This window comes from Alicyclobacillus sacchari, assembly GCF_004366795.1.
Taxonomy (GTDB): Bacteria; Bacillota; Bacilli; order Alicyclobacillales; family Alicyclobacillaceae; genus Alicyclobacillus; species Alicyclobacillus sacchari.
Genome location: NZ_SORF01000006.1, coordinates 130,494 through 156,415, shown reverse-complemented (window position 1 = coordinate 156,415; position 25,922 = coordinate 130,494). Strand labels below are relative to the sequence as shown.

Here is a 25,922-nt window from a genome sequence, read left to right as displayed (position 1 = left end):
AATTCACAGTTGGATTTTCATACTAGGGCGTGAAGGCAGAAAACAGGTTGGATGTAAAAGGAGTTTTGGGAATGACAAAGACACCCATTACAGTTGCTTATGGAGACGGTATAGGTCCCGAGATTATGAGTGCTACGCTGCGTGTCTTGGAGGCAGCCGGGGCGGAGTTGGATATAGAAACGGTCGAGATCGGAGAAAAAGTGTACAAGCGCGGCGTTGACACGGGGATGGACCCTGGTGCTTGGGACAGCCTTCGCAGGACGCGCGTCTTGCTCAAAGCGCCCATCACCACACCGCAAGGCGGCGGCTACAAAAGTTTGAACGTTACCATGCGCAAGGCTTTGAACTTGTACGCAAATGTCCGCCCAACCATTGCGTATAGTCCGTTTGTCGAGACCAAGCATCCAGCCATGGATCTGGTTATCATTCGCGAAAACGAAGAAGACCTTTACGCAGGTATTGAGCACCGACAGACTCATCAGGTATATCAGTGTCTCAAGCTGATTACACAACCTGGTTCGGAGCGCGTCATCCGCTACGCCTTTGATTATGCACGTACAAACGGCCGCAAGAAAGTCACATGTTTTGTCAAAGACAATATCATGAAGCTGACGGACGGGCTGTTTCACAAAGTATTTGACCAAATTGCGGCTGAGTATCCGGACTTGGAGCATGAGACGTTGATTGTCGACATTGGTGCAGCACGCCTCGCCAATACGCCGGAGCGGTTTGACGTCGTCGTCATGCCCAATCTGTACGGGGACATCTTGTCCGATGTTACAGCGGAAATATCGGGTTCCGTTGGTTTGGCGCCGTCTGCGAACATCGGCGACGGTTTTGCGATGTTCGAAGCGATCCACGGATCAGCACCAGACATCGCGGGCATGAACGTGGCCAATCCATCCGGATTGCTCTTGGCGTCGGTCATGATGCTGGTGCACATCGGCCAGGCTACGGTGGCTGAACGTGTACATCGGGCGTGGTTGCGGACAATTGAAGATGGCGTGCACACTCGTGACATCTTCCGCGACGGCGTCAGCCAAAAACAGGTCAGCACGACGGAGTTTGCCGATGCCGTGATCGCACGGCTTGGGGAACAGCCACAGGTGCTCAAGCCGGTATCTTACCGCGAAGATGCCGCAATTGCTCATCGGAAGTGGCAGCCGGTGCCTAAGGCGCACAAACAATTGGTCGGTGTCGATGTCTTTTTGGACTGGCAGCCGGGCAGCCCTGACGATCTCGGTCATCAATTGAAGGCAATCGGCGTCGGCGACTTGAAACTTGAGGTTATTACCAACCGCGGTATCAAGGTGTGGCCAAATGGTTTGCCGGAGACTTTCTGTACAGATCACTGGCGTTGTCGGTTCCGTAAGCCCGAAGGTGCAGGCGTGGAACCGAACGAAGTCGTTGAGCTGCAGAGGAAGATTGTGGAGTCTGGCTTTGATGTCATCAAAACGGAGAATTTATATACGTTTGACGGTGTTCCAGGTTTCTCAGCGGTACACGGCTGATACCTACAGTTGCTGTCTGCAGAAAGTACTCGCCTGCAGCCGCAACCACGCGAAAAAGCTGTCCCGAAGTCGTGACTTCGAGACAGCTTTTTTGTGTCTTGGTCAGTCCTTGCTTAAGCCGATATGAGGTCGAATGACGATCCCGACGGCACTGCCGATAAGGGCACCGATCAACCATTCCCAACCGTGCAAGCTAAACGATGCGATACCGGAGAAAAATGCACCGATATTGCAACCAAACGCTATCCGCGCACCATAGCCCATCAGGACGCCGCCGGCCAACACGCCGATCCACATTTTGAACGGAATGGCGTGAAAATAGCGCTTCGGAAATTGACCAGCCAGACCAGCTGCCAGGAGTGAGCCAATCACGATCCCAACGTCCATGACGGTCGTGACATCGTGTGACAACGGGGCGTGCAGCGCTGCTGCATTGGCTTTTGTTTGCCAATAACCCCAGTGCGTTACTGGAATACCGATGAGCTGTGCAAGCTTTGCACCCCATAGGGCAAATGCCGATGTCACACCCCACGGTTTTCCAGAAAGCAACAAAATGGCAGAATTGCCGAAGGCAAGTAACACACTGCCGGCGATCCACGACCATGGGCCTCGCCAAACGTTGGAAAAGCGAAAGCCGCCAGCTACTCGAGTAAATGATTCGACCTGACCACGGCGTAATTTTTCAATCAACCATGTGGCCGCAAAGACAACCGCCATGAGGAGGACATTGAACGCGAATCCACCTGCAACTCCAAAAGTATGAATCAAAGAGACCGGTTGAAAGTGGGGAGTTGCCATCCACCATGTAAAGTTGATACTTCCCAAAACGGAGCCAATGACGAAACCTGCAATGGCCAAGATGCCGCGAAAATCACCGCCGCCGGTGTGGTACAGTGAGCCGGATGCGCAGCCATCACCCAGTTGCATGCCGATGCCAAAAAGGAAAGATCCCACGAGAACAGACAGTCCAACGGGTGAAACGTAGCCCGTCACCGTGTGTCCCAATGCGTGTCCTCGGATAAGAAGCGGCAAGAATAAAAAGTTGGCGATAAGGAACATCACCATTTGAGCGCGTAGACCGACACCTCTACCTCGCACGAGAAAGCTCCGAAAAGAACTGGTGAATCCGTAGTGGGCATGGTATAGGCCAAGGCCCAGCACGCCTGCAACCAAATAAATCGCCGCCTGTGTAGGCGTGACAAACCGGCCAAGGTAAAGGGCTCCAGCGACGAGCAACAGCAAACTCACGACGACTATGCCCGACTGGATTCTTGGGGCTCCGTTGGTTTCTTGCACCGCGGTCTGTCCCCAGGCATCCAGTTGAAGAATGTCTGATTCTGTCTTGGCCACACACCTCAACCTCCTTACGAAACATGAATGACAATCACTATTATATTATTTTCCGATGTGATTACAATGAAATTTGGATCATGCCGTAGGTTGAGCACTTGATGTTTGACTCTGGATGGCATGTGCATTTGTGATCATCTACTCCGTAAGCCGAACCGTCCCGCCAGCTGTGCACCGACACAAATTGGCCGCCCGCGATGATGAATGATGTCGCAGGCGGCTGTCCGGAAACATTTTTGCGGTTTTAACTATATATGCATTACAAGCTGCTGCTCTCCACGTCGCCATCATGCGGGCTGCTATAGCCGTCATACATGCCATAGCCTTCGTACATGTAGCCAGTCTGCGTGATGGTGTCGTACTCTGTGTACGCAATCGTGCTTGTTGGGGCACCTACTGCATACCCATATGCCGGACACAGCAAGAAGAAGAGCACAAAAATAATTAAAAATACGACTGCCCATCTGGTATAGCCACCGAACACACCCATCTAAAATCCCTCCTCCGAAGTTAGTGCATGAAATGTTAGGACAAATGCCCGCCGATACGGGCATCCGCACAGATATTCCGGCGGTGGGCGGTTTTCCTGCCCAATTTCAAACTTCTCTTTCCATTCTCTCTACGTTATAATGAATATAAATACAGAATGGAGGATGTTTATACATGACCCAACAGCGCGTGCGCGTCGGTATCGTCGGACCGACAGGTTACGCGGGCATGGAACTCGTCCGCTTCATAGCGCAACATCCTTACATGGATGTCAGCTACCTCGCGGGTTCCGGCGCCCACACTGGCCCCATCGGCGACGTCTTACCACACTTGCGCCGATTGTCCGGACTTCCGACGGTCTCGGCATTCTCACCTGCCGCCTGCGCTGAGTCGTGCGATCTCGCTTTTGTGGCCCTTCCCTCCGGAGAGTCGGGGGCGATAGCTGTAGAGCTTGCCACCAGGGGCGTACGGGTCATCGATTTATCCGGCGATTTACGTTTGCCAGGCGATGTTTACCGAGCATGGTACCAGCGCGAACCATTGGCAAATGAGGTGTTGGCGCGAGCGGTCTATGGCTTGCCAGAAGTGAATCGCACGGATATTGCAGCGGCAAGTCTGGTTGCCAATCCAGGATGCTACGCGACGGCTGCCATTCTGGCACTGCGGCCACTCGTCGGCTGGGTTGATGCGCAACGAGTTGGTCCCATCGCCATCGACGCCAAGTCGGGTGCAACCGGTGCAGGACGGGGAGCCAAGCAACATCTGCAGTTAGGCGAACTGGCGAACGATTTTTATCCATACCGGGTCGGGGCGCATCAGCACACACCCGAAATTGAACAGGCGCTCGATGGTGTCTTTCGGATTCTTTTGACGACGCAGTTGCTGCCGATACCGCGCGGCATCTTCGTGTCCGCATATGTCCAGATCGATCCCGATCTCGCACCGGCCGTCCACGCGCGTTATGCGTCATTTTATGAGTCGGCGCCATTCGTCGACGTCCTTCCACCTGGCCATGTACCGCATATCAAATCGGTTGCAGGTACGAATGATTGCCAAATTTCCATTGCGTGGAACGAACGTACTCGCATCCTTCAGGTCTTTTCTGCCATCGACAATCTTGGCAAGGGAGCGGCCGGCCAAGCGTTGCAAAATGCCAATCTGATGTGTGGCTTCGACGAGACGATGGGCCTCTCCGGAACCGCACTGTGGACGTGAGGTGAATGTATGTACGTCGTTGTAAAACTGGGCGGATCGCTCGACGGGCGAGGGATAGAAGCTTTGGCGCCGGCCTTACGCGAGGCGCTTGCGCGGGGATGGGGCCCCATCCTCATTCACGGTGGAGGCCCTGCCATCACGCGTAGACTGGCGACATATGGCATAGAATTGCCGTTCACGAACGGTTTGCGAGCGACCACGGTGGACGCCATTGATCACGTCGTCTCCGCCTTACAGATGTGTAACGCCGAATTGACAGAGGCTCTGTCGGCAGCACACGTACCCATCACACCTTTGACGGACGGATGGACCGTACAGGCTCGCGACATCGGCGCAGAACGTACGGGAGAGGTTGCGGCCATTTCCGAGTCGCGCGTGAAAGAGGCTTGTGAAGAAGGGTTTGTGCCGCTTTTGACGCCGTTTGGGCGAGACGCCGCAGGGGCGTTCTACAACTTGAACGCGGACGCCGTGGCGGCGCATGTCGCACAAACCATGGATGCTGCGAGACTGGTGTTTCTGACCGATGTCGCTGGTGTCTATCGCGATTACCAGGCAGGCGAATTGTTGACGGAGACGACAGCCGCTGAGCTCGAAGATTTACTGGCGGCGGGATCGTTCACGGCTGGCATGATTCCAAAAGTGACTGCCATGTTGTATGCCGCGCGACAGGGTGTGGATGAGGTTTGGGTCGTCGATGGACGCGATCACGAGAGCGTTGCAACAGCCGTGCTGGGTGATACCGCGGGGCTGACGCGGCGTCGCGGCACCCGGCTGCGGGCGGCAGTTACACAAAAGGAGTGATGATATGGAGCAGGCGATGGAGATGATGGCATCCGCGGACGAGGTGCTTTTTCCGAATTACGGGAAGCGAGATCTCGCTTTTGTGCGAGGCGAGGGCGCGTATGTATACGATCGCGATGACAGGCGCTTCCTGGACTTCACAGCCGGCATTGCGGTGTGTAATTTGGGGCACGCACATCCGGGACTTGCGAGCGTGATCGCAGAACAGGCGAAGACGCTTTTGCATACGTCCAACCTGTTTCTGATAGAAGGACAGGTTGCGCTTGCCAACAAGCTCGTGCGACTCGTTTCGGCGGGAACGCCTTATCGTGCGATGTTTGTCAACAGTGGAACCGAAGCCAACGAGGGTGCACTCAAGTTGGCGCGCAGATATCAGTTCGTTTCTGGACAGCCGCAGAAAACGCGCGTGATCGGCCTGCCCAACGGCTTTCATGGCCGCACGATGGGAGCCCTGTCGGTCACGGCGAATGCAAAGTATCGTGAGGGGATGGCCCCCTTGGTACCTGGCCTTGAGACGGCGACCTCGTATGAAGCGGTGATCGATGCAATCGATGACACGGTGGCTGCGTGCATTGTCGAGGTCATTCAAGGCGAGGCTGGGGTACGTCCTGTTGATAGAGAATTTTTACAACGGCTTGCCGCGCGCCTGCGTGAGACGGGTGGGCTTCTCATTGTCGATGAAGTTCAAACGGGTGTAGGTCGGACGGGCACGTTTTTTGGATTTGAACAGTTCGGTATTGAACCGGACATTGTCACCATGGCAAAAGGCCTGGGCAACGGAATTCCCACGGGAGCCATCCTCGCAAAGGCGGAGATCGCTTCTGCGTTCACACCTGGTATGCATGGATCGACCTTTGGCGGCAACCCGTTTGCGATGGCTGTTGCAAATTACGTGGTCGACACGGTTTCGAATCCGGCGTTCCTAGCTCACGTTCGACGCATGGGAGCCCAGGTGCGGCGAATTTTGGCGGAGACGTATGAAGACGTCACTGGACTCGGCCTGATGTGGGGCTTCGACGTTCCTGATGCACAGGCGTGGCGGCAGGCCGCGGTCGATCGCGGTTTGCTCGTCACGGTTTGCGGGCCGAAGCGGATTCGCGTCGTGCCGCCGCTTGTGATCGACGATTCACACGTGGCGCTGTTTGAAGATGTGATTTCCAGCATCGAGAGGATGTCTTGACAGGATACAATGAGGCATGGCCAGTTGGCCATGCCTATATGCACTTTCGCGCCGATTATGCATTTGTTATACTATCCCTAACTCTTTTCCTGCGTCGTCAGTTGTATTCAAGCTTGAGACGTTGTTCGTCACGCCTCCCGCGCCGGCCGCAGCAGTTGATGGTGACTGGTATGGTAAACCATCGCCACTTCGTCGCAATGGTAGAATTTATTGCAGTAAATGCAGTCTTTCCACACTTTATGCGGCAAACTTTCTTTCCGCACGATATGGAAGTCGAGCTTCTCGAAAAAGCCCGTTTGGTAAGTCAGCGACAGCACTTGTGCGATGCCCAAGTGTTCCGCTTCTTTCAATAAGGCGGAAACAATCTGGCGTCCGACTCCGCGGCCGTGCGCTTCCGGTGCGACAGCGAGCGAACGAATTTCAGCGAGATCGGTCCATAGCACATGTAAACCGGCCACGCCGATGACTTTGCCGTCTTCGACGGCGACGGTGAAACACTGCAAATGTTCACACAGTGATTTAATCGTTCTGGGCAGCATCAGGCCGATATCTGCGAACTGCTGGATGAGCTGTTGCATCTCTTCTACATCCGTCGAGGTCGCTTTCCGGATCTCCATTTCCGGACCCTCCTCTCACATTGCATTTATTTTATAACACGGGATAGCATGATTATTCAAGAAACCGTATAATGTTTCACAGTAGTTTTTCAAAAATTCCACGAGGGTGCATTGACGAACAGAAAGAGATAGTGTCAAAATATTGTGCTAAAAGGAGTGGCGCAAGTGGATTTCAACAAGCTGTCCATGGACATTCGACGCGAACATGATGCCTGCGGCATTTTCTCGCAGATTGAGAAATCGGGACAACCTTCATACGAAACGGTTCGCAATGGACTTGACGCCCTTCGCGCCATGCGTCACCGCGCAGGTTACGTACAGGGTGAGGGGGATGGCTGCGGTCTGTTGCTGGACATTCCGCGGGCATTGTGGGCTTCGCGGCTTGAAGGTGCTGGGCTGACACCACGCCTCGCGTATGAGGATGACTTCTTTGTCGGGCACTTCATGGTCGATAGGGAAACCGGATCGGTCGATGCTGTATTGGCGGAATTGTCGGCTCACAACCTCGAAGTGGTTATGCAAATTGAAGACGGGACAGACGAGGCCGCACTTGGACCGATGGCGAAGGCTGTCTGCCCGAGATTTGTACAGATTGCCGGGCGCTCAGGGGGTCGCGATGATGCTCGTTTGCACGATGCCTTTGCGGCCATAGATGAAATGCCTGGTACGCACGTCGCATCGCTGTCTCATTCGCAGGTCGTGTACAAAGTAATCGGTAATGACGAAACGTTGTACAAATTCTATCATGACTTGCAAAACCCGCTTTTCCGTTCGGTTTTCGTGCTCGCACACACGCGTTATTCGACCAATACGACGACGTCGTTTCCGCGCGTGCAGCCGTTTTCGAGCATCGGACATAACGGTGAAATCAACACCATTTTGCGGTTTTACACGGAGTCGAAGATGATCAACGTTCCTTTGCGGCCGGAGTTCAGCGACTCGCAGATGGTCGACCGGACGTTGTTGGCGCTCGTCTCCACCCGCGGTTGGTCTTTGTTTGAAGCGGCGGAACTTATCTTCCCGCCAATTGTCAACGAGATTAAACATATGTCGGATGAATTGTCGGACTTGTATATGTATTTCCGGTCGCTTTGGGGGCCTTTTGCACAGGGGCCCGCTGGTGTCATCATGCGGCACGGCAACGCGGCGGTATACAGTGTCGATGCGCTGGGACTGCGTCCCATGTGGTTGATCGAGACCGAGAGTGCATATTTTTTCGCCTCCGAGCAGGGGATCGTCCCGCAGTCGACTTGGGCCGCAGAGCCCAAGCCGCTCGCACCAGGCGAAAAGGTCGGCGTCAAATGGACGGAAACGGGAGCGAAGCTCTACTCGTATGACGAGTTGCAGCGGGAAGTACTGGCTGCGGCCAAGCGGCGCTTTGACTTCCACGGAGAGCATCGCAACCTTCACTTTGCGGTTCCGTATGGCGTCAAGTCGGATGTGGCGCATCCGAAGCGCGATGATCGACCGCTCGACATTCGCATGTTGGCGTTTGGTTTCCGCGATGACGACGTCAAGCTGATCGAGCAGGAACTGCAAACCGGGGCGGAGCCCATCAAATCGCTCGGCTTCGACAGCCCGTTGGCGGCTCTATCGGAAGAGGCGACGCTCTTGTCCGATTTCTTGCACGAAACGGTCGCGGTCGTCACCAACCCGGCTATTGACCGAGAGCGCGAGATCGAACATTTTAGCACGCGAGCCGTGCTTGGGCGGCGCCCTTCGTTCGATGGTCTCTATCGGGAAGCGCCGCGAGTCGAGGTTCAGGCCCCCATCCTCCTTGAGGAGTTGCCGGAGGCCTATGGCGTCGAATATCAGGAGATTCAAAACTTGGCGCACCGTTTTGGAACAGTCTGTTACGAGGACGCCTTGGCCCTGTTGCACACCAGTCCAAACGGCACCGTTGAGATCCTGATCCACCGCGAGGAAGGCGAGTCCATTGCGGCTGCGTTGGCGCGCTTTGAACTCGAAGCACTCGAGGCGGTTCAGGCCGGCGCAAACGCGATCGTGTTAGATGACCGCCTTCAGTTTAAGCGCGGGCAACACATAGATCCCTTCCTCGTTACGGCGGCTGTCAATCGCGCGTTGTTGCGGCCGGCGGCCAAAGAGAAGGGAGAACATTTGCGGCGGCGTTGCAGCTTGATCCTGCGCAGTGGAGGATTGCGCAACTTGCACGACATCATGGTCGCACTTGGGCTCGGTGCAGATGCGGTCGTGCCGTATCTCATGTGGGAACTGGCAGTGTCAAAGGGCGACTTGCAAGCTGTCGAAAATTTGTATAAGGCCTTGACCAAAGGTGTCGAGAAAGTCATTTCGACGCTTGGCATTCATGAGGTGCGCGGATATGAACGGCTGTTTGGGGCCATCGGACTGTCGGAGCAAGTCAGCCAGTATCTTGCAATCCCCAATTTCTGTGGATCGGACAATGCTGGCCTGACGTTCGGGCGCATGGAGGCGTTGTCTGAGCTGCGCCAAAGCTGGTATGGGGCGGCGGATCGCAAGAGCATTCGCCCGAACAAGCTGTTCCAACTGTACCCGCGGATTTGGAAGTCTGCTGGCTCGGTCGCCGATGGTTCGGTCCCGTACGACGATTTTGTCGCGAAATTGGCGCAGTTCGAAGCGGATAATCCGTTGTCGATCCGCCATCTGCTAGGATTCCGCGACGATTTGGCGCCGGTCGACGGCGCGATCGACACGACGGTCGATGGTCACGCATATCCCATTGTTATCAGCTCGATGTCGTTTGGATCGCAAAATGAAACGGCCTACCGCGCGTACGCGGAAGCGGCCTACCGGATGAATATCGTCTGTCTGAACGGCGAGGGTGGCGAGATCAAATACTTGCTCGACAAGTATCCGCGCAACCGTGGGCGCCAAATCGCGTCTGGACGATTTGGAGTCAATGCAGATCTCTGTAACGGTGCCTATGTGCTCGAGATCAAGATCGGTCAAGGCGCGAAGCCTGGAGAAGGCGGACACTTGCCGGGATCGAAGGTGACAGTGCAGGTTGCGAACGCGCGCAATGCGACGCCAGGAGTCGATCTCATTTCGCCGTCAAACAATCACGACATTTACTCGATTGAAGATCTGGCGCAGGTCATTTACGAGTTGAAAGAAATTAACCCTCATGCCAAAGTATCGGTCAAGGTGCCGGTCGTGCCGAACATCGGGACGATCGCTGTGGGTATCGCGAAAGCTGGTGCGGATGTCATCACCCTCTCCGGCTTTGACGGTGGCACAGGTGCGGCGCGATCGCACGCGATCCGCCACGTTGGCTTGCCCATGGAAATTGGCGTGAAGCTGGCCCATGAGGCTTTGTGCGAAGCAGGTCTGCGGGATGTCGTCGAAATTTGGGCGGACGGTGGTATCAAGTCGGGCCACGACGTGATGAAGGCCATTCTCCTCGGAGCGAACCGCGTTGGGTTTGGCACGATGGCCATGGTCGCTATCGGTTGTACCGCCTGTCGGGCCTGCCACAAAGACACTTGTCACGTCGGCATCGCAACGCAAATGCACGATCTCGAAGAAGCCCATGCGAAAGGTCTGAAGGCTTTCGAACCGCGCGATTTTGATTCCGCTGTCGCTCAGTTGGTTACATTTTTTAGCGCCGTCGGCGAGCACGTTGGTGAATTGACGCGCAAGCTCGGCGCTGCGCGGACGCAGGATCTCGTTGGGCGAAGCGACCTGCTCGTCCAACTGCGCAACGATGCGCGTATGGATACGTCTTGGTTGTTGCGTGTAAGTGAGGAACATCTCGGCAAAGGCTGTGTCGTGAAGGCTCGTACCTTTGAAGAGGCCTATGGCGATGTGATGCAAGACGTTGCGGCCGTCGGCGCTGCGACTGGCACGGACGGTATTCTTGCGACCGTTGGCACACAGGTGAAGGCTATTCGGGCGGTACCGCGCGCCCTAGGTACGCGGGCGAGCGGTGATAGTGTACGGTCGGGGAAAGGCGGCGACGTTGGTCCGATTGTGCACGAAGGTGTCGCTGGAGCGGGGTTTGCGGCGTATCATACGGCCGGCATGACCTCCGTCGCTCTCGGCGGAGCGCAAGACGGTGTAGCCAAAACGGCCTTTGGCGGTAAGGTCGTCGTTTTGAAGGGTCTGTGCGCAGACGGTGTTTGGCGCGGCGGATCGGTTGGCAAGGGGTTGGCATATGGGGCTGCGAGCGGACTGTTTATCGTTCAGGGCAATGCCGATGCCCGCGCGGGAATTCGTTTGTCCGGCGCCGATATCGTGATCGGTGGCGAGTTGACCGAACCAGTGCGCGACCACCACTCGCACATCGGGAATCGAGCGAACATCAAGGGCTTTGCCTTTGAATACATGACGGGCGGACGCGTGGTCGTTCTCGGAGACCCGGGCCCGTGGATTTGCTCAGGTATGACGGGGGGGCGTGTGTACCTTCGTCACGATCCGGCGATGGGTTTGAATGAAGCTGCTCTGCGTCGTCGTATTGCCAAGGGAGCAAAGGTTGCGTTGCGGGTACTTGACGCTGTGGGGAAGAACGACATCGTCGAACTGCTTGGCGCATATCAATTGGAATTGCGTCGGTATGGCCAGCAGGAAGCGGCGCGCGGTTTGCAACGCTTCATCGATAACCCGGCATTGCATTTCTTGATGATTGAGCCGGCCCACGAAATCACGGATCAGGACATCGCAACGGAGTAATGGTATTTGTCTATACGCATAAAAGGCCACCCACCCGGGTGGCTTTTTATTGCGAATGAATTTCAAATCTAAGCGTACAAGCGATTGATATATATACAGTGATGTGTATAATAATACAAGGATGAAGTTTCGCTATAACACGAGAGAGAGGCAATGACGATACGGAGTGGGAAGGAGTTTTCAGCTGTGGCAATGTGGGATATGAATGGCGCCGTCGGGCGCGGATCCTCTGCCGTTGTGCCCTTGGGCTCTAATTATCTGTCGGTCCGGCTGCAAAACGCGTTATGGGCGTCACACCGGGTGATGGCCGGCAAGGATTTGCTCCACTTCAGTGACATTGATGGTGAGGATCTGCGCAATTTAGTTCATCTTGCAGGACTCCTGAAAGAAGCTCAAAAATCACATTTTACGCACACCCTGTTGGCCGGTAAGACACTCGGTATGATTTTTGATAAATCTTCGACGCGCACCCGGGTCTCATTTGAAGTCGGCATGCTTCAACTAGGCGGACACGCGTTGTTTTTGCCAGGAAGCCAACTGCAAACGGGGCGTGGCGAACCCATTTCAGATACGGCACAGGTCATGTCGCGGTACGTCGACGGCGTCATGATTCGCACGTATCGGCAAGCGGACGTCGAGGAATTTGCAGACTGTGCGACGGTGCCGGTCATCAATGGATTGACGGATGAATTTCACCCGTGTCAGCTGCTCGCCGACGCGCTCACGATTCTTGAACATAAAGGTCGCTTAGAGGGCATTACGGTTGCATATGTGGGCGATGGCAACAACTTGGCGAACTCTTGGCTGCAGATCGCTCCCAAACTCGGCATGAATATTCGTGTGGCGACGCCAGCAGGGTACGGGCCGTTGCAGGCGGTGGTGGAAGAAGCGAAGTTTCATGCTGTTCAAAGCGGCACAGAAGTACTGGTCACAACAGATCCAGAGCGGGCGGTCGCAAACGCCGACGTCATCTACACCGATACGTGGGTATCGATGGGGGACGAGGCGGAAGCCGAGGAGCGTCTGCAACGGTTTGCCGGTTATCAGGTGAACGCGGCGTTGTGCGGACTCGCCAAACCGGATTACGTGTTTATGCACTGCTTACCAGCTCATCGTGGAGAAGAAGTCGCCGCCGACATCATCGACGGATCGCACTCCATTATTTTTGATCAAGCAGAAAACAGACTACATGCGCAAAAAGCTGTACTCGCCGCTACCATGGCGGATGCAGGAGCATTTGGGGAGGATTTGTAATGGCTGAAACACTCGTACTTGCATATTCCGGCGGTCTCGACACATCGGTGTCTATACCATGGATTCGCGATCACTACGGCTACGATGTCATCGCCATGTGTGTCGATGTGGGTGAAGGCAAAGATCTGGACGCGACGCAGGCCAAGGCGATCCAAGTAGGCGCAGTGAAATCGTATCGCATCGACGCCAAGGAGCGGTTCGCGAAGGAATTTATTGTGCCGGCTTTGAAGGCGAACGCCCTTTACGAAGGCAAGTACCCGCTCGCATCTGCGTTGTCACGCCCTCTCATTGCACAGTTGCTTGTCGAGGTCGCAGCGCGCGAAGGAGCGGTCGCTGTCGCGCATGGTTGCACGGGAAAGGGCAACGATCAGGTGCGCTTCGAAGTATCCATCAACGCCCTCAGCCCGCAATTGAAGGTCGTGGCGCCCGTGCGCGAATGGGGATTCACGCGGGACGATGAAATTCGTTACGCGGCGCAACACAACGTACCGATTCCAGTGAATCTCGACAATCCCTTCAGCATTGATGCCAACCTGTGGGGGCGCGCCATTGAGTGCGGCGTTCTCGAGGACCCATGGCAGGCTGCGCCGGAGGGCGCTTTTGAGTGGACCGTTGCGCCCGAACAAGCGCCGAACGAACCAGAGGAAATCGTCATTTCATTTGCCGAAGGCGTGCCGATCGCGCTGAATGGTCAGCCATGGCCGCTTGCCGAGCTCATTCAGCAACTGAATCAAATCTGCGGGAAGCATGGTGTTGGCCGGATCGATCACGTTGAAAACCGACTGGTTGGTATCAAGTCGCGCGAGGTGTACGAGTCGCCTGCAGGGCGTGTTCTCATCATGGCTCACCAAGAATTGGAGCACCTGACGCTGACACGTGAAGTGTTGCAATATAAAATGGGTTTGGAACTCGAATACAGCAAGCTCATTTATAACGGCCTTTGGTTCTCGCCGCTCAAACAAGCGTTTGATGCTTTCATCGATGCAACGCAAAAGCACGTGACAGGTGACGTGCGTGTCAAACTGTACAAGGGTCAGGCACAGGCGACGGGTCGGCAGTCACCATTCTCACTCTATCGGCACGACCTCGCCACCTATGAGACCGGAGACAAGTTCGACCATATGGCGGCCGTGGGTTTCATCTCGTTGTTTGGCCTGCCGACATCGGTGTATGCGGCATTGCATCAAGCGGATGGCCCGTCTGTGCAGCTTGCTGACAGCTCTGTTTCGGTGCTGAGCAAAGATGAGGTGGAGACGACAGCATGAAGTTGTGGGGCGGTCGCTTCAGCGAAGATACCAATCAACTCGTTCTGCAATATACGTCGTCTATCGGGTTTGATGTCAGGCTGCTGCCGTACGATATCCGCGGATCCATCGCACATGCCCGCATGTTGGCTACCTCCGGCATCATTACGCCGGAGGAGAGCCGCAGCATCATCGACGGACTGGAAGGCATTTTGCGGGATTATGAGGCGGGACAGGTCGAGTTTCGCCTCGACGATGAGGACGTGCATATGAACGTTGAGCGCATCTTGACCGAGCGCATCGGCGAGGTGGCGGGAAAACTTCATACCGCGCGCAGTCGTAACGATCAGGTTGCGCTAGACATGCATATGTGGGCACGGGATGCGGCCAAGGCGCTTATAGACGGCGTGCGCAGGTTACAACACGCGCTTGTCGAAGCCGCCGAAGCGCATATTGATGTCATTGTGCCAGGTTTTACGCACTTGCAGCGAGCGCAGCCGATTTTATTGGCCCATCATTTCCTTGCGTACGTTTGGATGCTTATTCGCGACGAACGGCGTTTGCGCGGCGTGCTTGACGAGATCGATCACATGCCGTTAGGCGCTGCCGCACTTGCCGGGACGACATTTCCAATTTCGCGGGAAACCGTCGCAGAGGAACTCGGCTTCTCGCGCCTTTACGAAAACTCTCTCGACGCAGTATCCGATCGCGACTACTTATTAGGCCTGTTATTTGCTTGCGCGACCATCATGACGCATTTATCGCGCTTGTGCGAAGAATTGGTGTTGTGGTCGAGCGAAGAGTTTGGCTGGATTGAGTTGTCTGACGCGTATGCGACCGGATCGAGCATCATGCCCCAAAAGAAAAATCCGGACGTTCCGGAACTGGTGCGCGGCAAGACGGGGCGCGTGTACGGGCATATCATCTCGTTGTTCACGGTGCTTAAAGGGTTGCCGCTTGCGTATAACAAAGATTTGCAAGAAGACAAAGAGGGCGTCTTTGACGCGGTCGATACTGTGGTGCCGGCACTAGAGTTGTTGGCTGGTACCATCCAGACGATGCGGGTCAAGCGAGATCGACTCTCCCGCGCATTTGCCTCCGATTTCTCCAATGCGACCGATCTCGCCGATTATTTAGTCAGACGCGGTTTGCCGTTCCGCGAAGCGCATGCGGTCGTTGGGCACTTGGTGAGCGACGCGATTGGCAAGGGCACGAATTTGGCTGGACTGGAGCTAGCGGAGATGCAGGCGCGCTGTCCGCTGATACAGGAAGACGTCTACGAAGTGTTGCCGGAGCGTGCGGTGATCGAGGCGAGAGCGTCGCGCGGCGGCACGGCCCCTTCGGCGGTACGATTACAGTTGGCACTGGTGAAAGAGCACTGCGGTATGTCGTGATGCGAGAATCGGCGGCGGATCGAAAGGTTCTATCTTTCGACACGTCCGCCGATCTTTCGCGTGTGCACAGTTGTACGGTATGATAGCTAAAATAGCTGGGCAGCTTGAAACAGGGAGTGGAGAAACGTGCTGTTCGTACAGAAATATGGCGGCACATCGGTCGGATCCACGGAACGGATTCGCGCTGTTGCGGACCGAATTGCGGCTACCGTGAGGGCGGGACATGCTGTCGTCGTCGTCGTCTCGGCCATGGGACACAGCACCGATGCATTGGTCGACTTGGCGGCCGAATTGGTCGACAGCCCGGATCTGCGCGAGATGGATCAATTGCTCGCAACGGGCGAGCAGGTGTCGGCAGCGCTGGTGGCAATGCGGCTGTTGGCAATGGGTGTACAGGCCAAGTCGCTCACTGGGTGGCAGGCGGGAATCACGACGGAACCGGTTCACGGCAACGCGCGTGTCTCGCAGATTGACACGAGGACGTTGCAAAGCTTGATCGAAAGGGGAATTGTAGCAATTGTCACTGGCTTTCAAGGAATCGCCGGCGGCGAGGTGACAACCCTTGGTCGCGGCGGATCGGATACGTCGGCGGTGGCGTTGGCTGCGGCACTTGGTGCGGACGTTTGCGAGATTTATACCGACGTCGATGGCGTGTATACGACAGATCCGCGCGTTGTACCAAACGCGAAGAAGCTGGATGACATTTCATATGATGAAATGCTGGAGCTGGCCAACCTCGGTGCCCAGGTTTTGCACCCGCGTGCCGTCGAAAATGCCAAACATTTCGCGGTACAATTGGTCGTGCGCTCTAGTTTTACGGAAGGGGAAGGAACGAACGTCGTGGCGATGACAGAGAATCGGATGGAGGGCCGGCGGGTAGTGACCGGCATTGCGTTTGAACGGCATGTTGCACGTTTGGCGGTCGTCGGGGTGCCGCTTGAGGAACACGCATTGGCTGCGATTTTCTCATCGTTGGCGGAAAACGGCGTCAACGTCGACGTGATCGTCCAAAGCGTCGTCGATGCGTCCGCGGTTGACGTGTCGTTTACGGTAAATGAGTCTGATCTCGGTCGCGCTGTGGAGGTGGTTTCGTCCCTGCAACCGACCTTGCGGTTTCACAAAATTGAGCGGGAGGCGCCGCTTGCCAAGGTGTCCATCGTCGGTGCGGGCATGATTAGCAATCCAGGCGTGGCCGCTCAGATGTTTGTCACGCTCCGCGACGCCGAGGTGCCCATCCACATGGTGAGCACATCCGAGATCAAGGTGTCGTGTGTGATTCCGGCACATCTCGTCGAAAAAGCCGTACAGGCACTGCATCAGACATTCGTCGAGGCGGATACGGTGACACCGCTGACGAACGCCGAACGATAACGACAACGAGTTCGTGACTGCATGAGCCACCCTTGGAACTTGCCAAGGGTGGCTCATGTTCTGTCGAAACGATCCACAGTAGAGCGTATGAAGTTTGAGTAGGGGTTATTTTCGGGAGGATTTTCCGAGGACAAAGAGAAGAGACCCTCACTGAGCACAAAAACAAACCGCGTTGGAGCGCGGATGAAGAGGTGAGGTCTCTCATGTTAGATATTCTTGATGGCGCGACGGATGAAGCGCCATGGGGCACGTTGGAGCAAGCCAGGGGCGGATGCGTTAGTGCGGCTGATTGCAACGCGCGCCAATCACGAGCCTCTGCGGGCAAACACGCTTTCTCGTTCGGAAATGCAGGCGGAAGTGCCGGTGAAGACAAAGCCAGTGAACGAGGCGGAAACGCGAGACGGGTCGAAGAAGCGGCGACTTGGCTGGAAAAAGACATGCCAGCATTGGTCGGTCCGCAAGCGGATCGACCATGGGTGAAGTACGTGCTTCGTGAGCTCGCCAGGGTTTCAGCCACGGTTACCTGACTCAACCTAAGCGGTGAGGTCCTCCCCTACGACAACTTGACACGGACGACTGCGCCGGATCCCTTGCGCTTCAGGTCTCCGTCGGGATATAGTGAACCTATACAATGATTGCATAATGTTGTGCGCGAGCCGAGCAAGGGGGAGGCCGGTTGAGCATATCGGCCCATTTGAAATCGCTTGCATATGCGGCTCCGCGGAAGGGGATGCATCGCACGGTGGATGTCACCCAAGAATTTCACCCGGGTCCGCAAAGCGCGCTTACGCCGGAGCGCCGAAGCGACGAACACGATCTCATCGAGGAGACGGCGCGTTCCTTTGTGGAGCGAGATGTGCTTCCTCGCATGGAGGCGCTGGAAGCGGGAGACGTCGGCGCCCTGAAAGCGCTTTATCGAAAGGCCGGGGAACTGGGCCTGATTGGCGTCGATCTTCCGGAGGCGTATGGCGGGCTGGAACTGGATCCGCTGTCGTCTCTCCTGGTGGCAGAAACGCTGGGAGAAACGGCAGGATTTGGTGTGTCCATAAACATTCACAGCGGGGTTGCGCTTCATCCGATTCTCTACTTCGGCGACGAATCGCAGCGCGCGTCGTACCTGCCGCAGCTCGCGGCCGGCGAAGTCATCGCGTCGTACGCGCTCACGGAGCCCGATGCGGGTTCCGACGCGATCCACGGCAAGACCAGCGCGCGCCGCGACGAAGCGCGCGGATGCTACGTGTTGTCGGGGCAAAAGCAGTGGATCTCGAATGCGCGCGTGGCCGGCGTGTACGTCGTGTTCGCACAGCTCGCCGATCGTGGCATGACCGCCTTTGTCGTGGATCGAGATCGACAGGGCGTTTCCGTGGGCAAGGAGGAGCACAAGGTGGGCATTCACGCGAGCCCGACGGCCTCGCTCATCCTGGATGACGTGGAGGTGCCGGAGTCGGCCCTGCTCGGCGCGCCCGGCCACGGACACCGGATCGCGCTTTCCGTTCTCAATTTGGCGAGGCACAAGATGGCGCTGTACGCCCTGGGGCAAGCGAGGCGAGCCATTCGGATCGCCGCGGCGTACGCCAAGGAGCGCCGACAATTCGGCGTGCCCATCGCCTCCTTTGGCATGATCCGAGAAAAGCTCGGCTACATGGCGGCGCGATACTTTGTGGCGCGGAGCGCGGCGTATCGAGCAGCGGGCGAACTCGCGCCAGGTAAGAAGAGGGCACTTGATCTCGCGCTCCGGTCGGATCTCGAGCCGGAGGAGAAAGTGCGCGGCGTGTCGTCGGCCCTGTCGTCGTGCATCGCTGCGTGTTCGCTGAACAAGGTGCTCGCCACGGAGGTTCAGGCGTTCATCATCGACGAGGCGGTCCAGATCCACGGCGGCTATGGGTATATGGAGGACTACGAGATCGCGCGAATGTACCGAGACGCGCGAATCACGCGCATTTTTGAAGGGACGAACGAGATCAATCGACTGGCGGTCGTGCGGGACCTGCTTCATGCTCGCGCTCGTGAAGCAAGCGCTTGTTCATCGGGCGGCTCATCGTCCCCCTCGCCTGCGGCATCTCTGTCCTTGGCCGCCCACCTGCCAGGCAGTCGCCTTCGCTCGACGCTCGAGGGGGCGGAGCAAGCCCTTCGGGCCATGAGGGTTGGGTTCGACGCCGTGGTCGAGGCGGCACTCGCTTGTGAGGGAGCGCGACTCATCGATCAGCAGGCGATCGTGCGCCGCCTCGCGGATGCAAAGATGTGGCTGTACGCCTTCGAGTCCTCGCTCGTGCGCGTCGCTCTGGCCGCGGACGCGCGAGGACCCGCGCGCGATCTCGGCGCCGAATTCGCCGCCGTCGCCTGGGCGGACGCAGTTCGCTACGGTTTCACGCCGCTCCTCGAGGCCGCTCGGCACGTCGGTGTGAAACTTGATGGCTTGGAGTATCCGGACGAGATCGGCCAACTTCAGGCCATCGCAGAGTACGTATTGGATAGGGTGAGGTGAGAGGCCCATGGAAAAACCGGTGGTTGGATTTTTGGGGCTCGGCAAGATGGGACTGCCGATGAGCTTGAATCTGGTGAGAGGCGGGTACGAGGTTCACGGCTATGACGTCGTGCCGCGGTCTCGGGAGGCGTTCGCGAGCGAGGGGGGCAAGGCTTGTGAGTCCGTCCTCGACGTGGTGCGCGCGGCGGACGTGTTGTGCGCGAGCCTGCCGGGTCCTGCCGAGGTGACGCAGGTGTTCGGGGAACTCGTGGCGCAAGAGGGACGCTCGGGCCAACTGGTCATCGACTTCAGCACCGTGTCGCCTCAGGTCAACCATCGAGTCGCCGAGGCGCTCGCGAGCCGTGGCATCGACTATCTAGGTGCACCGGTGTCGGGCGGCGTCGAACGAGTGGTGGACGGAACGCTCACCGTCATGGTGGGCGGGGCGAGAGCGGCTTTCGAACGCGCGAAGCCGATGCTCGACCTCATCGGCCAAAACGTGTTTCACATCAGTGAGGACGTCGGCGCCGGTTCGGTCGTGAAGCTCGTCAACAATTACTTCATTGGGTATTACACGCTCGCGGTGGCCGAGGCGCTTACCCTCGCAGGCGAGATGGGGATGGACCTGGAGCAGCTCTTCTCCATCCTGAACGTGAGCTATGGGCAGAGCCGAATCTACGAGCGCAACTGGAAGCTGTTCATCTCGAAGGACTTTTACGAGCCCGGCTTCACCACGAGGCTCTTAATTAAAGATCTGCACCTCGCCAAGGACATGGCCGCGGCCAAAGGCCTTGAGTTGCCGATGACCGACGTGCTGATCGGCATGTACGAAAAGGCCGCGGAGCGAGGATACGCCGGTCTCGACATGGCCGCGATGTACCGCTACATCCAGGATGTCAAGAACGAACCGCGGGCGTGATCGCCTGGAAAGAGGGGAATCTGCATGCGCCGTCTCAACAACTATGTGAATGGAACTTGGGCGGAAGTTGAGAGCGAACACGCCGTACCGGTGTACAATCCCGCGATTGGGGAAGTCATCGCCGAGACGCCTCTTTCGACGCACGCCGATGTGGCGCGGGCCGTGGAGGGTGCGAAGCGGGCGTTTGCGTCGTGGAGCCGGGTGCCCGTCGCGAAGCGGGCCCGGGTGATGTTCGACTTCTTGGCGAAGCTGAAGGCGGAGCGAGACGCCATCGCCAAGATGATCACAACGGAGCACGGAAAGAGCTACCTGGATGCGCAGGCCGAGGTGGATCGCGGCATCGAAGGGATTGAGCACGCGCTCTCCGCGCCCACGCTAATGATGGGCGAATCGCTCGCAGAAGTGTCGGAGGGGCTGGAGCAGACCTACTACAGGTATCCCTTAGGCGTGGTCGCCAGCATCACGCCGTTCAACTTCCCGGCCATGATCCCCTTGTGGGTGATGGGGTGGGCGGTCGTCACAGGCAACGCGCTGATTTTGAAGCCGTCCGAGCAGACGCCGATGACCACGCTTCGCCTGGTGGAGATGTTCCACGAAGCGGGACTGCCCCCGGGCGTGCTTCAGGCGGTCAACGGCGGCAAGGAAGCCGTGGACGCCATCCTGTCCCATCCCAAGATTGTCGCCGTGAACTTCACGGGTTCGACGAGGACGGCCGCCTACGTGTATGAGACGGCTGCGCGCCACCAGAAGCGCGTGCAGGCGTTCGCGGGGGCGAAAAACCACGCCATCGTGCTGGAGGATGCCGTTCTCGAGCCGACCATCGACGGCATTCTGCGCGCCGCGTTCCACAACGGCGGACAGCGCTGCATGGCCACGTCCGTCGTCGTGGCTGTCGGCTCGGTTGCGGATGAAGTTGTGGAGCGGCTGGCGGAGGGCGCCCGGCGTATGAAGATCGGCCCCGGCTTTGAGAAAGGTGTGGACGTCACGCCGCTCATTCGGAAGGAACATCGCGATCGCGTCCGCGCGTACGTCGACGAGGCCGCCATGTCCGCCCGGCTCGTGGTGGACGGACGGCCAGCCATCGACGAACATCCCGAAGGGTTTTATCTCGGCCCGTGCCTGCTCGATGGCGTGACGCCCGAGATGCGCGTCTGGCAGGAGGAGTTGTTCGGCCCCGTGCTGAGCGTCGTACGAGCGCGCGATCTTGACGAGGCCATCGCCATCGCGAATCGCTCCCGCTACGCGAACGGCGCCATCCTGTACACGCAGAGGGGCAAGGCCGCACAGGTGTTTCGCGATCGAATCGACGCAGGCATGGTCGGCATCAACGTCAACGTGCCTCTGCCTGTGGCCTTCTTCCCGTTCGGCGGACACAAGGATTCCTTCTACGGCGTGACGGGCGAGAACGGCAAGGAACTCGTCCAGTTTTTCACGCGAAGGAAGGTTGTCTCGACGCGTTGGATTTGAGTTGGAGCGAGGTGGCTTATGGACAGAGTCTTGTTTCGCCAGACAGGTACGGTGGTTGGGCTCGGGCTCAACCGGCCGAAGCAGTTGAACGCGCTCAGTCTCGAGATGATCCGCCTTCTTCGTCGCCATTTGGACGAAATCGCGCAGGATCCGTGCGTTGAACTCGTGGTGCTGTACGGCGAAGGAGATCGCGCCTTCTGCGCTGGCGGCGACATTCGGGCGTTGTACGACGCGAAGGATGAGCCAAACCTCGAGACCGCGGCCGCGTTTTTCTCAGAGGAGTACGCGCTCGACGATCGCGTCGCGCGGTTTCCGAAGCCTGTGCTCGCCCTGTGGGACGGTGTCGTGATGGGGGGCGGGGTCGGGCTCACCTATGGCGCGACGTGGAAGATCGCGACGGATCGCACGCGGTTCGCGATGCCCGAGACCGGGATCGGCTTCTTTCCGGACGTCGGCATGTGTTATGCGCTCAGCCGGATGGAAGGCGGCCTCGGACACTATCTGGCGCTCACGGGCGAGTCCGTCGGGGCCGATGTGCTGCTCACGGCGGGCGTGGCCAACGCCTGGCTTCCGAGCGACGAGCGGCCGTCGTTCGAGGCGGAACTTGTGAAGCGGGGTGAACAGGGAGAAACCGCGGAACAACTCCAGAGGTGGTTGGCTGCAAGGCTGGCCGTAGAGCACCGACCATCGGAGGAGGTCGCGGACTTTCTCCGGCGGGTGCAGATGTACTTCGACAGCCCGTCGCTCTCCGACATCTTGGCGCGCTTGCGGGAGGGATCCTCGAGCGATCCGTTTGCCGCGCAGGTGCTCGAGATCCTGCGCCAGCGCTCACCGCTCTCTTTGGCGGTGACCTTCGAGGCGCTCTGCCGCGCACGGAACGCGACGTACCGCGAGGTCCTAGAGACCGATCTCGGCCTCGCCCTCGAGTTCATTCGCCGGGGCGACTTTGTCGAAGGGGTGCGCGCCCAGCTCGTCGACAAGGACCGGCGCCCCAAGTGGCGCCACGCCGATCTGGCGAGCGTGACGGCCGAAGAAGTGGAGGCGTTTTTTGAACCCATTGCCCATCTTTCCATTCCGTTTGCCGATTGAGCGCCCGTAGAGCTTCCTCGAGAGGAGCGTTGTGAGATGGAGCCATCCCAAACCGCCGCATTTGCGCAGCTTGTGGCGCCAGACGTGTTCAACATCGCGAGTGCCATTCTGGATCGGGACGAGTCGAGGCGCGCGCTCGTGTGGCGCTCGGAAACCGGGGCGAAGCGGACCCTGACGTACGGAGAGCTTCGCCGCGAGTCCCTACGTCTGGCGCAGTCTCTTCACGATCTCGGCCTTCGAAAAGGCGACCGGGTGCTGGTTTTGATGCCGCGCCGCCCGGAGACGTACGCCGTGTATCTCGCCATCCTCTCGCTCGGCGCCGTCGTTCTGCCAGGGTCGGAGTTGCTCATGCCGAACGACATCGCCTATCGCCTGCGGCACGCGGAGGCTAAGGGCGTGATCGCCCACGCGGCGCTCGCGGATCGGGCCGAAGCGGCCATTGCCGAGGCGCCACGGATTCAGTTGCGCGTGGTGGTCGAGGGCCCGCGCGAAGGCTGGCTGGCGTATGACGACCTTGTGCGCGGCGCCGCGCCCAGGGAATGGGAGATTTTCTCGACGCGTCGGGACGATCTCGCCTTCCTGTCGTACACCTCCGGGACAACGGGCTACCCGAAGGGCGTGATGCACGTCCACGGCTGGGCGTATGCGCACTGGCACATCGCCGCGAAGCGTTGGCTCCGCATTGAGCCCGACGACGTGGTGTGGGCCACCGCCGGGCCCGGATGGGCGAAGTGGATCTGGAGCCCCTTCGTCGCCACGCTCATGTCGGGCGCCACAGGCTTCCACTACGGTGGCCGATTTGACGCAGAGACGTTTCTTCGGCTCATCGACGACGAAGCGGTCAATGTGCTCTGCGCGACGCCCACGGAATACCGGATGATGGCAAAGGTGGACGACCTCGATCGGTTTCGCCTCTCGTCGCTGCGCCAGGCGGTGAGCGCGGGCGAGCCTCTCAACCGAGAGGTCATTGACACGTTCCGCCGCCATTTTCAGGTCACCGTGCGCGACGGCTACGGGCAGACGGAGAACACGCTTCTCGTTGCGACGTGCGTCGATACGGAGGTGCGCCCCGGTTCGATGGGGCTGCCGACGGTCGAAGGGGCCGTCGAGATCGTCGACGAAGAGGGCAGGCCACTTCCTCCGGGCCAGGTGGGGGACATCGCGGTAAGGCGAGACTTCCCGGCTCTCTTCCGGGGTTACTACAAAGACGACGAGCGGACCGAGGCTCAGTTTCGGGGCGCGTGGTACATCACGGGCGATCGCGCGGAGAAAGACGAGGACGGATATCTGTGGTTCAGCGGCCGCGCGGACGACATCATCATCAGCGCCGGATACACCATCGGGCCGTTTGAGGTCGAGGACGCGCTCGTGAAACATCCGCTGGTGCGCGAGTGCGCAGCGGTGTCGAGCCCGGATGAGGTGCGGGGTGCAATTGTGAAGGCGTTCGTCGTCCTCAAGGATGCCAACCTGCACCGAGAGCTGGCATCCGACGGCGAGCGACGCGAGGCGCTGGTGCGAGAACTGCAGGAGCACGTGAAGCGGATCACTGCGCCCTACAAGTATCCGCGCGCAATTGAGTTTGTGGAGGATTTGCCGAAGACGACGTCGGGGAAGATTCGCCGCGTCGAGCTGCGGGAGCGCGAGTGGAAGCGGCACCGCAAGCTGAACGAGGAGCAGGGAGGGTGACATCATGTACGAAGCCGTGATCGTCGACGCCGTCCGTACGCCAATCGGGCGCAGAAACGGCGCGTTGAAGGACGTGCACCCCGTCGATCTGTTGGGACACGTCCTGCGGGCGATCGTCGAGAGGAATCCGTTGCCTCCAGAGGCGGTGGACGACGTGATCGCAGGGTGCCTCACGCAGATCGGCGATCAGGCGGTCAATATCGCGCGGAACGCGTGGCTCGCGGCGGGGCTGCCGGAGTCGGTGCCGGGGTGCACCATCGATCGTCAGTGCGGGTCAAGCCTGCAGGCGCTCCACTTCGCCGCGCAGGGCGTGATGAGCGGGGCGTACGAGATCGCCATCGCCTGTGGCGTCGAGGCGATGTCGAGCGTACCGATGATGTCTTCCATCGGCGTCTATGGAACGCCGATGACGGAATCGCTGGAGGCGCGCTATCACATGCGCCAGTACAACCGTTCCTTCTTCGATCAGGCGCTCGGAGCTGAGCTCTTGGCGAAGGAATGGGGCTTTTCCAGGGAGGATCTCGACCGGTTCGGCCTGCGGAGCCATCAATTGGCGGCCAAGGCCAGGAGCGAAGGGAAGTTTCGGCGCGAGATCGCGCCGGTGCCGCTTTCGCTTGCCAAGTCGTCGGGAAGGTTCGAAGAGGACGAGGGCATTCGTACGGACACGTCCCTCGAGAAGATGTTGTCGCTGAAGCCGGCCTTCCCCGATCTGGAGCTCATTACCGCCGGCAACGCGAGCCAGATCTCGGATGGAGCCAGCGCAGCACTCGTCATGCGTCGAGAAACGGCGGAGAAGCTCGGGCTCAGACCGCGAGCCCGGTTTGTCGCGTTCAGCGTGGTGGGCGTGAACCCCGTGACGATGTTGACCGGTCCGATTCCGGCGACGCGGAAGGTGTTGCAGAACGCCGGGCTCAAGGTCGAAGACATCGATCTGTTCGAGGTGAACGAGGCGTTCGCGCCCGTGGTCTTAGGGTGGCAAAAGGAGATCGGCGCGCCGTGGAATCGCGTGAACGTCAACGGCGGCGCCATCGCGCTCGGACATCCGCTCGGCGCGACGGGGACTCGAATTACGGCGACGCTCTTGAACGCGCTCGAGGATCGCGGAGGGCGCTTTGGACTCATCGCCATCTGCGAAGGGGCAGGCATGGCGAACGCGACCGTGATCGAGCGGATCGATGGGTGAGACCTGCGGTGTCATGTCAA

Annotated in this window: 18 protein-coding genes and 1 pseudogene; 16 read left to right on the top strand and 3 right to left on the bottom strand. The window is 58.4% G+C overall.

Going from position 1 to position 25,922, the window contains the following annotated elements:
- Positions 1–71: 71 nt before the first annotated feature.
- Positions 72–1,511: an NADP-dependent isocitrate dehydrogenase gene (locus C7445_RS08150; RefSeq protein ID WP_134159574.1), complete on the top strand. Its 1,440-nt coding sequence runs from the start codon at positions 72–74 to the stop codon at positions 1,509–1,511.
- Between the two features lie 102 nt (positions 1,512–1,613).
- Here the strand turns inward: C7445_RS08150 and C7445_RS08145 are convergent, their stop codons facing one another.
- Complete coding sequence (locus tag C7445_RS08145; RefSeq protein ID WP_243835057.1) at positions 1,614–2,861, bottom strand: YeeE/YedE family protein; 1,248 nt, start codon at positions 2,859–2,861, stop codon at positions 1,614–1,616.
- 259 nt (positions 2,862–3,120) lie between these two features.
- Complete coding sequence (locus C7445_RS08140; RefSeq protein WP_134159572.1) at positions 3,121–3,351, bottom strand: hypothetical protein; 231 nt, start codon at positions 3,349–3,351, stop codon at positions 3,121–3,123.
- Positions 3,352–3,524: 173 nt separating this feature from the next.
- Between C7445_RS08140 and argC the strand changes: the two genes are divergently transcribed.
- From argC to C7445_RS08125, 3 genes are read left to right on the top strand one after another with little or no spacing between them, the layout of a single operon-like run.
- Entirely contained in the window at positions 3,525–4,565 is a 1,041-nt protein-coding gene (gene argC / locus C7445_RS08135) for an N-acetyl-gamma-glutamyl-phosphate reductase (RefSeq protein ID WP_134159571.1), read from the top strand.
- A 9-nt stretch (positions 4,566–4,574) separates the two neighbouring features.
- Positions 4,575–5,366 (top strand): acetylglutamate kinase, encoded by a 792-nt coding sequence (gene argB, locus C7445_RS08130; protein WP_134159570.1) that lies wholly within the window; start codon positions 4,575–4,577, stop codon positions 5,364–5,366.
- A gap of 4 nt (positions 5,367–5,370) precedes the next feature.
- Entirely contained in the window at positions 5,371–6,546 is a 1,176-nt protein-coding gene (locus C7445_RS08125; RefSeq protein WP_134159569.1) for an aspartate aminotransferase family protein, read from the top strand.
- Positions 6,547–6,674: 128 nt separating this feature from the next.
- On the opposite strand, the gene C7445_RS08120 is transcribed toward C7445_RS08125, so the two are convergent.
- Positions 6,675–7,163 carry an N-acetyltransferase gene (locus tag C7445_RS08120; protein WP_134159568.1) on the bottom strand — a complete coding sequence of 163 codons (489 nt, stop codon included), beginning with the start codon at positions 7,161–7,163 and terminating at the stop codon, positions 6,675–6,677.
- Positions 7,164–7,349: 186 nt separating this feature from the next.
- Between C7445_RS08120 and C7445_RS08115 the strand changes: the two genes are divergently transcribed.
- The 12 genes and pseudogenes from C7445_RS08115 to C7445_RS08060 all read left to right on the top strand — a co-directional run bounded on the left by C7445_RS08115 (position 7,350) and on the right by C7445_RS08060 (position 25,902).
- Positions 7,350–11,831 (top strand): glutamate synthase-related protein, encoded by a 4,482-nt coding sequence (locus tag C7445_RS08115; RefSeq protein ID WP_134159599.1) that lies wholly within the window; start codon positions 7,350–7,352, stop codon positions 11,829–11,831.
- A 186-nt stretch (positions 11,832–12,017) separates the two neighbouring features.
- Entirely contained in the window at positions 12,018–13,085 is a 1,068-nt protein-coding gene (gene argF / locus C7445_RS08110) for an ornithine carbamoyltransferase (RefSeq protein ID WP_134159567.1), read from the top strand.
- Positions 13,085–14,350 carry an argininosuccinate synthase gene (locus tag C7445_RS08105; protein WP_134159566.1) on the top strand — a complete coding sequence of 422 codons (1,266 nt, stop codon included), beginning with the start codon at positions 13,085–13,087 and terminating at the stop codon, positions 14,348–14,350. The genes argF and C7445_RS08105 overlap by 1 nt, the downstream gene beginning before the upstream one ends.
- Complete coding sequence (argH, locus tag C7445_RS08100) at positions 14,347–15,723, top strand: argininosuccinate lyase (RefSeq protein WP_134159565.1); 1,377 nt, start codon at positions 14,347–14,349, stop codon at positions 15,721–15,723. Before C7445_RS08105 ends, argH begins: the two co-directional genes overlap by 4 nt.
- A 126-nt stretch (positions 15,724–15,849) precedes the next feature.
- Positions 15,850–17,094, top strand: a complete 1,245-nt coding sequence (locus C7445_RS08095; RefSeq protein ID WP_134159564.1) for an aspartate kinase — start codon at positions 15,850–15,852, stop codon at positions 17,092–17,094.
- Positions 17,095–17,313: 219 nt separating this feature from the next.
- Positions 17,314–17,621, top strand: a pseudogene (locus C7445_RS08090) (ISLre2 family transposase); the annotation flags it as partial.
- Between the two features lie 149 nt (positions 17,622–17,770).
- Complete coding sequence (locus tag C7445_RS08085; protein ID WP_243835056.1) at positions 17,771–19,579, top strand: acyl-CoA dehydrogenase family protein; 1,809 nt, start codon at positions 17,771–17,773, stop codon at positions 19,577–19,579.
- A gap of 7 nt (positions 19,580–19,586) precedes the next feature.
- Entirely contained in the window at positions 19,587–20,477 is an 891-nt protein-coding gene (locus C7445_RS08080; protein ID WP_134159563.1) for an NAD(P)-dependent oxidoreductase, read from the top strand.
- A gap of 24 nt (positions 20,478–20,501) precedes the next feature.
- Positions 20,502–21,944 carry a CoA-acylating methylmalonate-semialdehyde dehydrogenase gene (locus C7445_RS08075; protein WP_134159562.1) on the top strand — a complete coding sequence of 481 codons (1,443 nt, stop codon included), beginning with the start codon at positions 20,502–20,504 and terminating at the stop codon, positions 21,942–21,944.
- Positions 21,945–21,962: 18 nt separating this feature from the next.
- Positions 21,963–23,033, top strand: coding sequence for an enoyl-CoA hydratase/isomerase family protein (locus tag C7445_RS08070; protein WP_134159561.1), 1,071 nt, complete (start codon positions 21,963–21,965; stop codon positions 23,031–23,033).
- A 36-nt stretch (positions 23,034–23,069) separates the two neighbouring features.
- The gene (locus tag C7445_RS08065) at positions 23,070–24,719 is read left to right on the top strand and encodes an acetate--CoA ligase (protein ID WP_134159560.1); all 1,650 of its coding nucleotides are present in this window, start codon (positions 23,070–23,072) and stop codon (positions 24,717–24,719) included.
- Between the two features lie 4 nt (positions 24,720–24,723).
- Entirely contained in the window at positions 24,724–25,902 is a 1,179-nt protein-coding gene (locus C7445_RS08060; protein ID WP_134159559.1) for a thiolase family protein, read from the top strand.
- Positions 25,903–25,922: the final 20 nt, after the last annotated feature.

Bases quoted from the DNA above. Each gene is read 5' to 3' on its own strand.
- argH (WP_134159565.1), top strand. From the start codon at position 14,347: ATGAAGTTGTGGGGCGGTCGCTTCAGCGAAGATACCAATCAACTCGTT.
- C7445_RS08150 (WP_134159574.1), top strand. From the start codon at position 72: ATGACAAAGACACCCATTACAGTTGCTTATGGAGACGGTATAGGTCCC.
- C7445_RS08080 (WP_134159563.1), top strand. From the start codon at position 19,587: ATGGAAAAACCGGTGGTTGGATTTTTGGGGCTCGGCAAGATGGGACTG.
- C7445_RS08115 (WP_134159599.1), top strand. From the start codon at position 7,350: ATGGACATTCGACGCGAACATGATGCCTGCGGCATTTTCTCGCAGATT.
- C7445_RS08060 (WP_134159559.1), top strand. From the start codon at position 24,724: ATGTACGAAGCCGTGATCGTCGACGCCGTCCGTACGCCAATCGGGCGC.
- argC (WP_134159571.1), top strand. From the start codon at position 3,525: ATGACCCAACAGCGCGTGCGCGTCGGTATCGTCGGACCGACAGGTTAC.
- C7445_RS08105 (WP_134159566.1), top strand. From the start codon at position 13,085: ATGGCTGAAACACTCGTACTTGCATATTCCGGCGGTCTCGACACATCG.
- C7445_RS08120 (WP_134159568.1), bottom strand. From the start codon at position 7,163: ATGGAGATCCGGAAAGCGACCTCGACGGATGTAGAAGAGATGCAACAG.
- C7445_RS08070 (WP_134159561.1), top strand. From the start codon at position 21,963: ATGGACAGAGTCTTGTTTCGCCAGACAGGTACGGTGGTTGGGCTCGGG.
- C7445_RS08140 (WP_134159572.1), bottom strand. From the start codon at position 3,351: ATGGGTGTGTTCGGTGGCTATACCAGATGGGCAGTCGTATTTTTAATT.
- C7445_RS08065 (WP_134159560.1), top strand. From the start codon at position 23,070: ATGGAGCCATCCCAAACCGCCGCATTTGCGCAGCTTGTGGCGCCAGAC.
- C7445_RS08075 (WP_134159562.1), top strand. From the start codon at position 20,502: ATGCGCCGTCTCAACAACTATGTGAATGGAACTTGGGCGGAAGTTGAG.
- C7445_RS08125 (WP_134159569.1), top strand. From the start codon at position 5,371: ATGGAGCAGGCGATGGAGATGATGGCATCCGCGGACGAGGTGCTTTTT.
- argB (WP_134159570.1), top strand. From the start codon at position 4,575: ATGTACGTCGTTGTAAAACTGGGCGGATCGCTCGACGGGCGAGGGATA.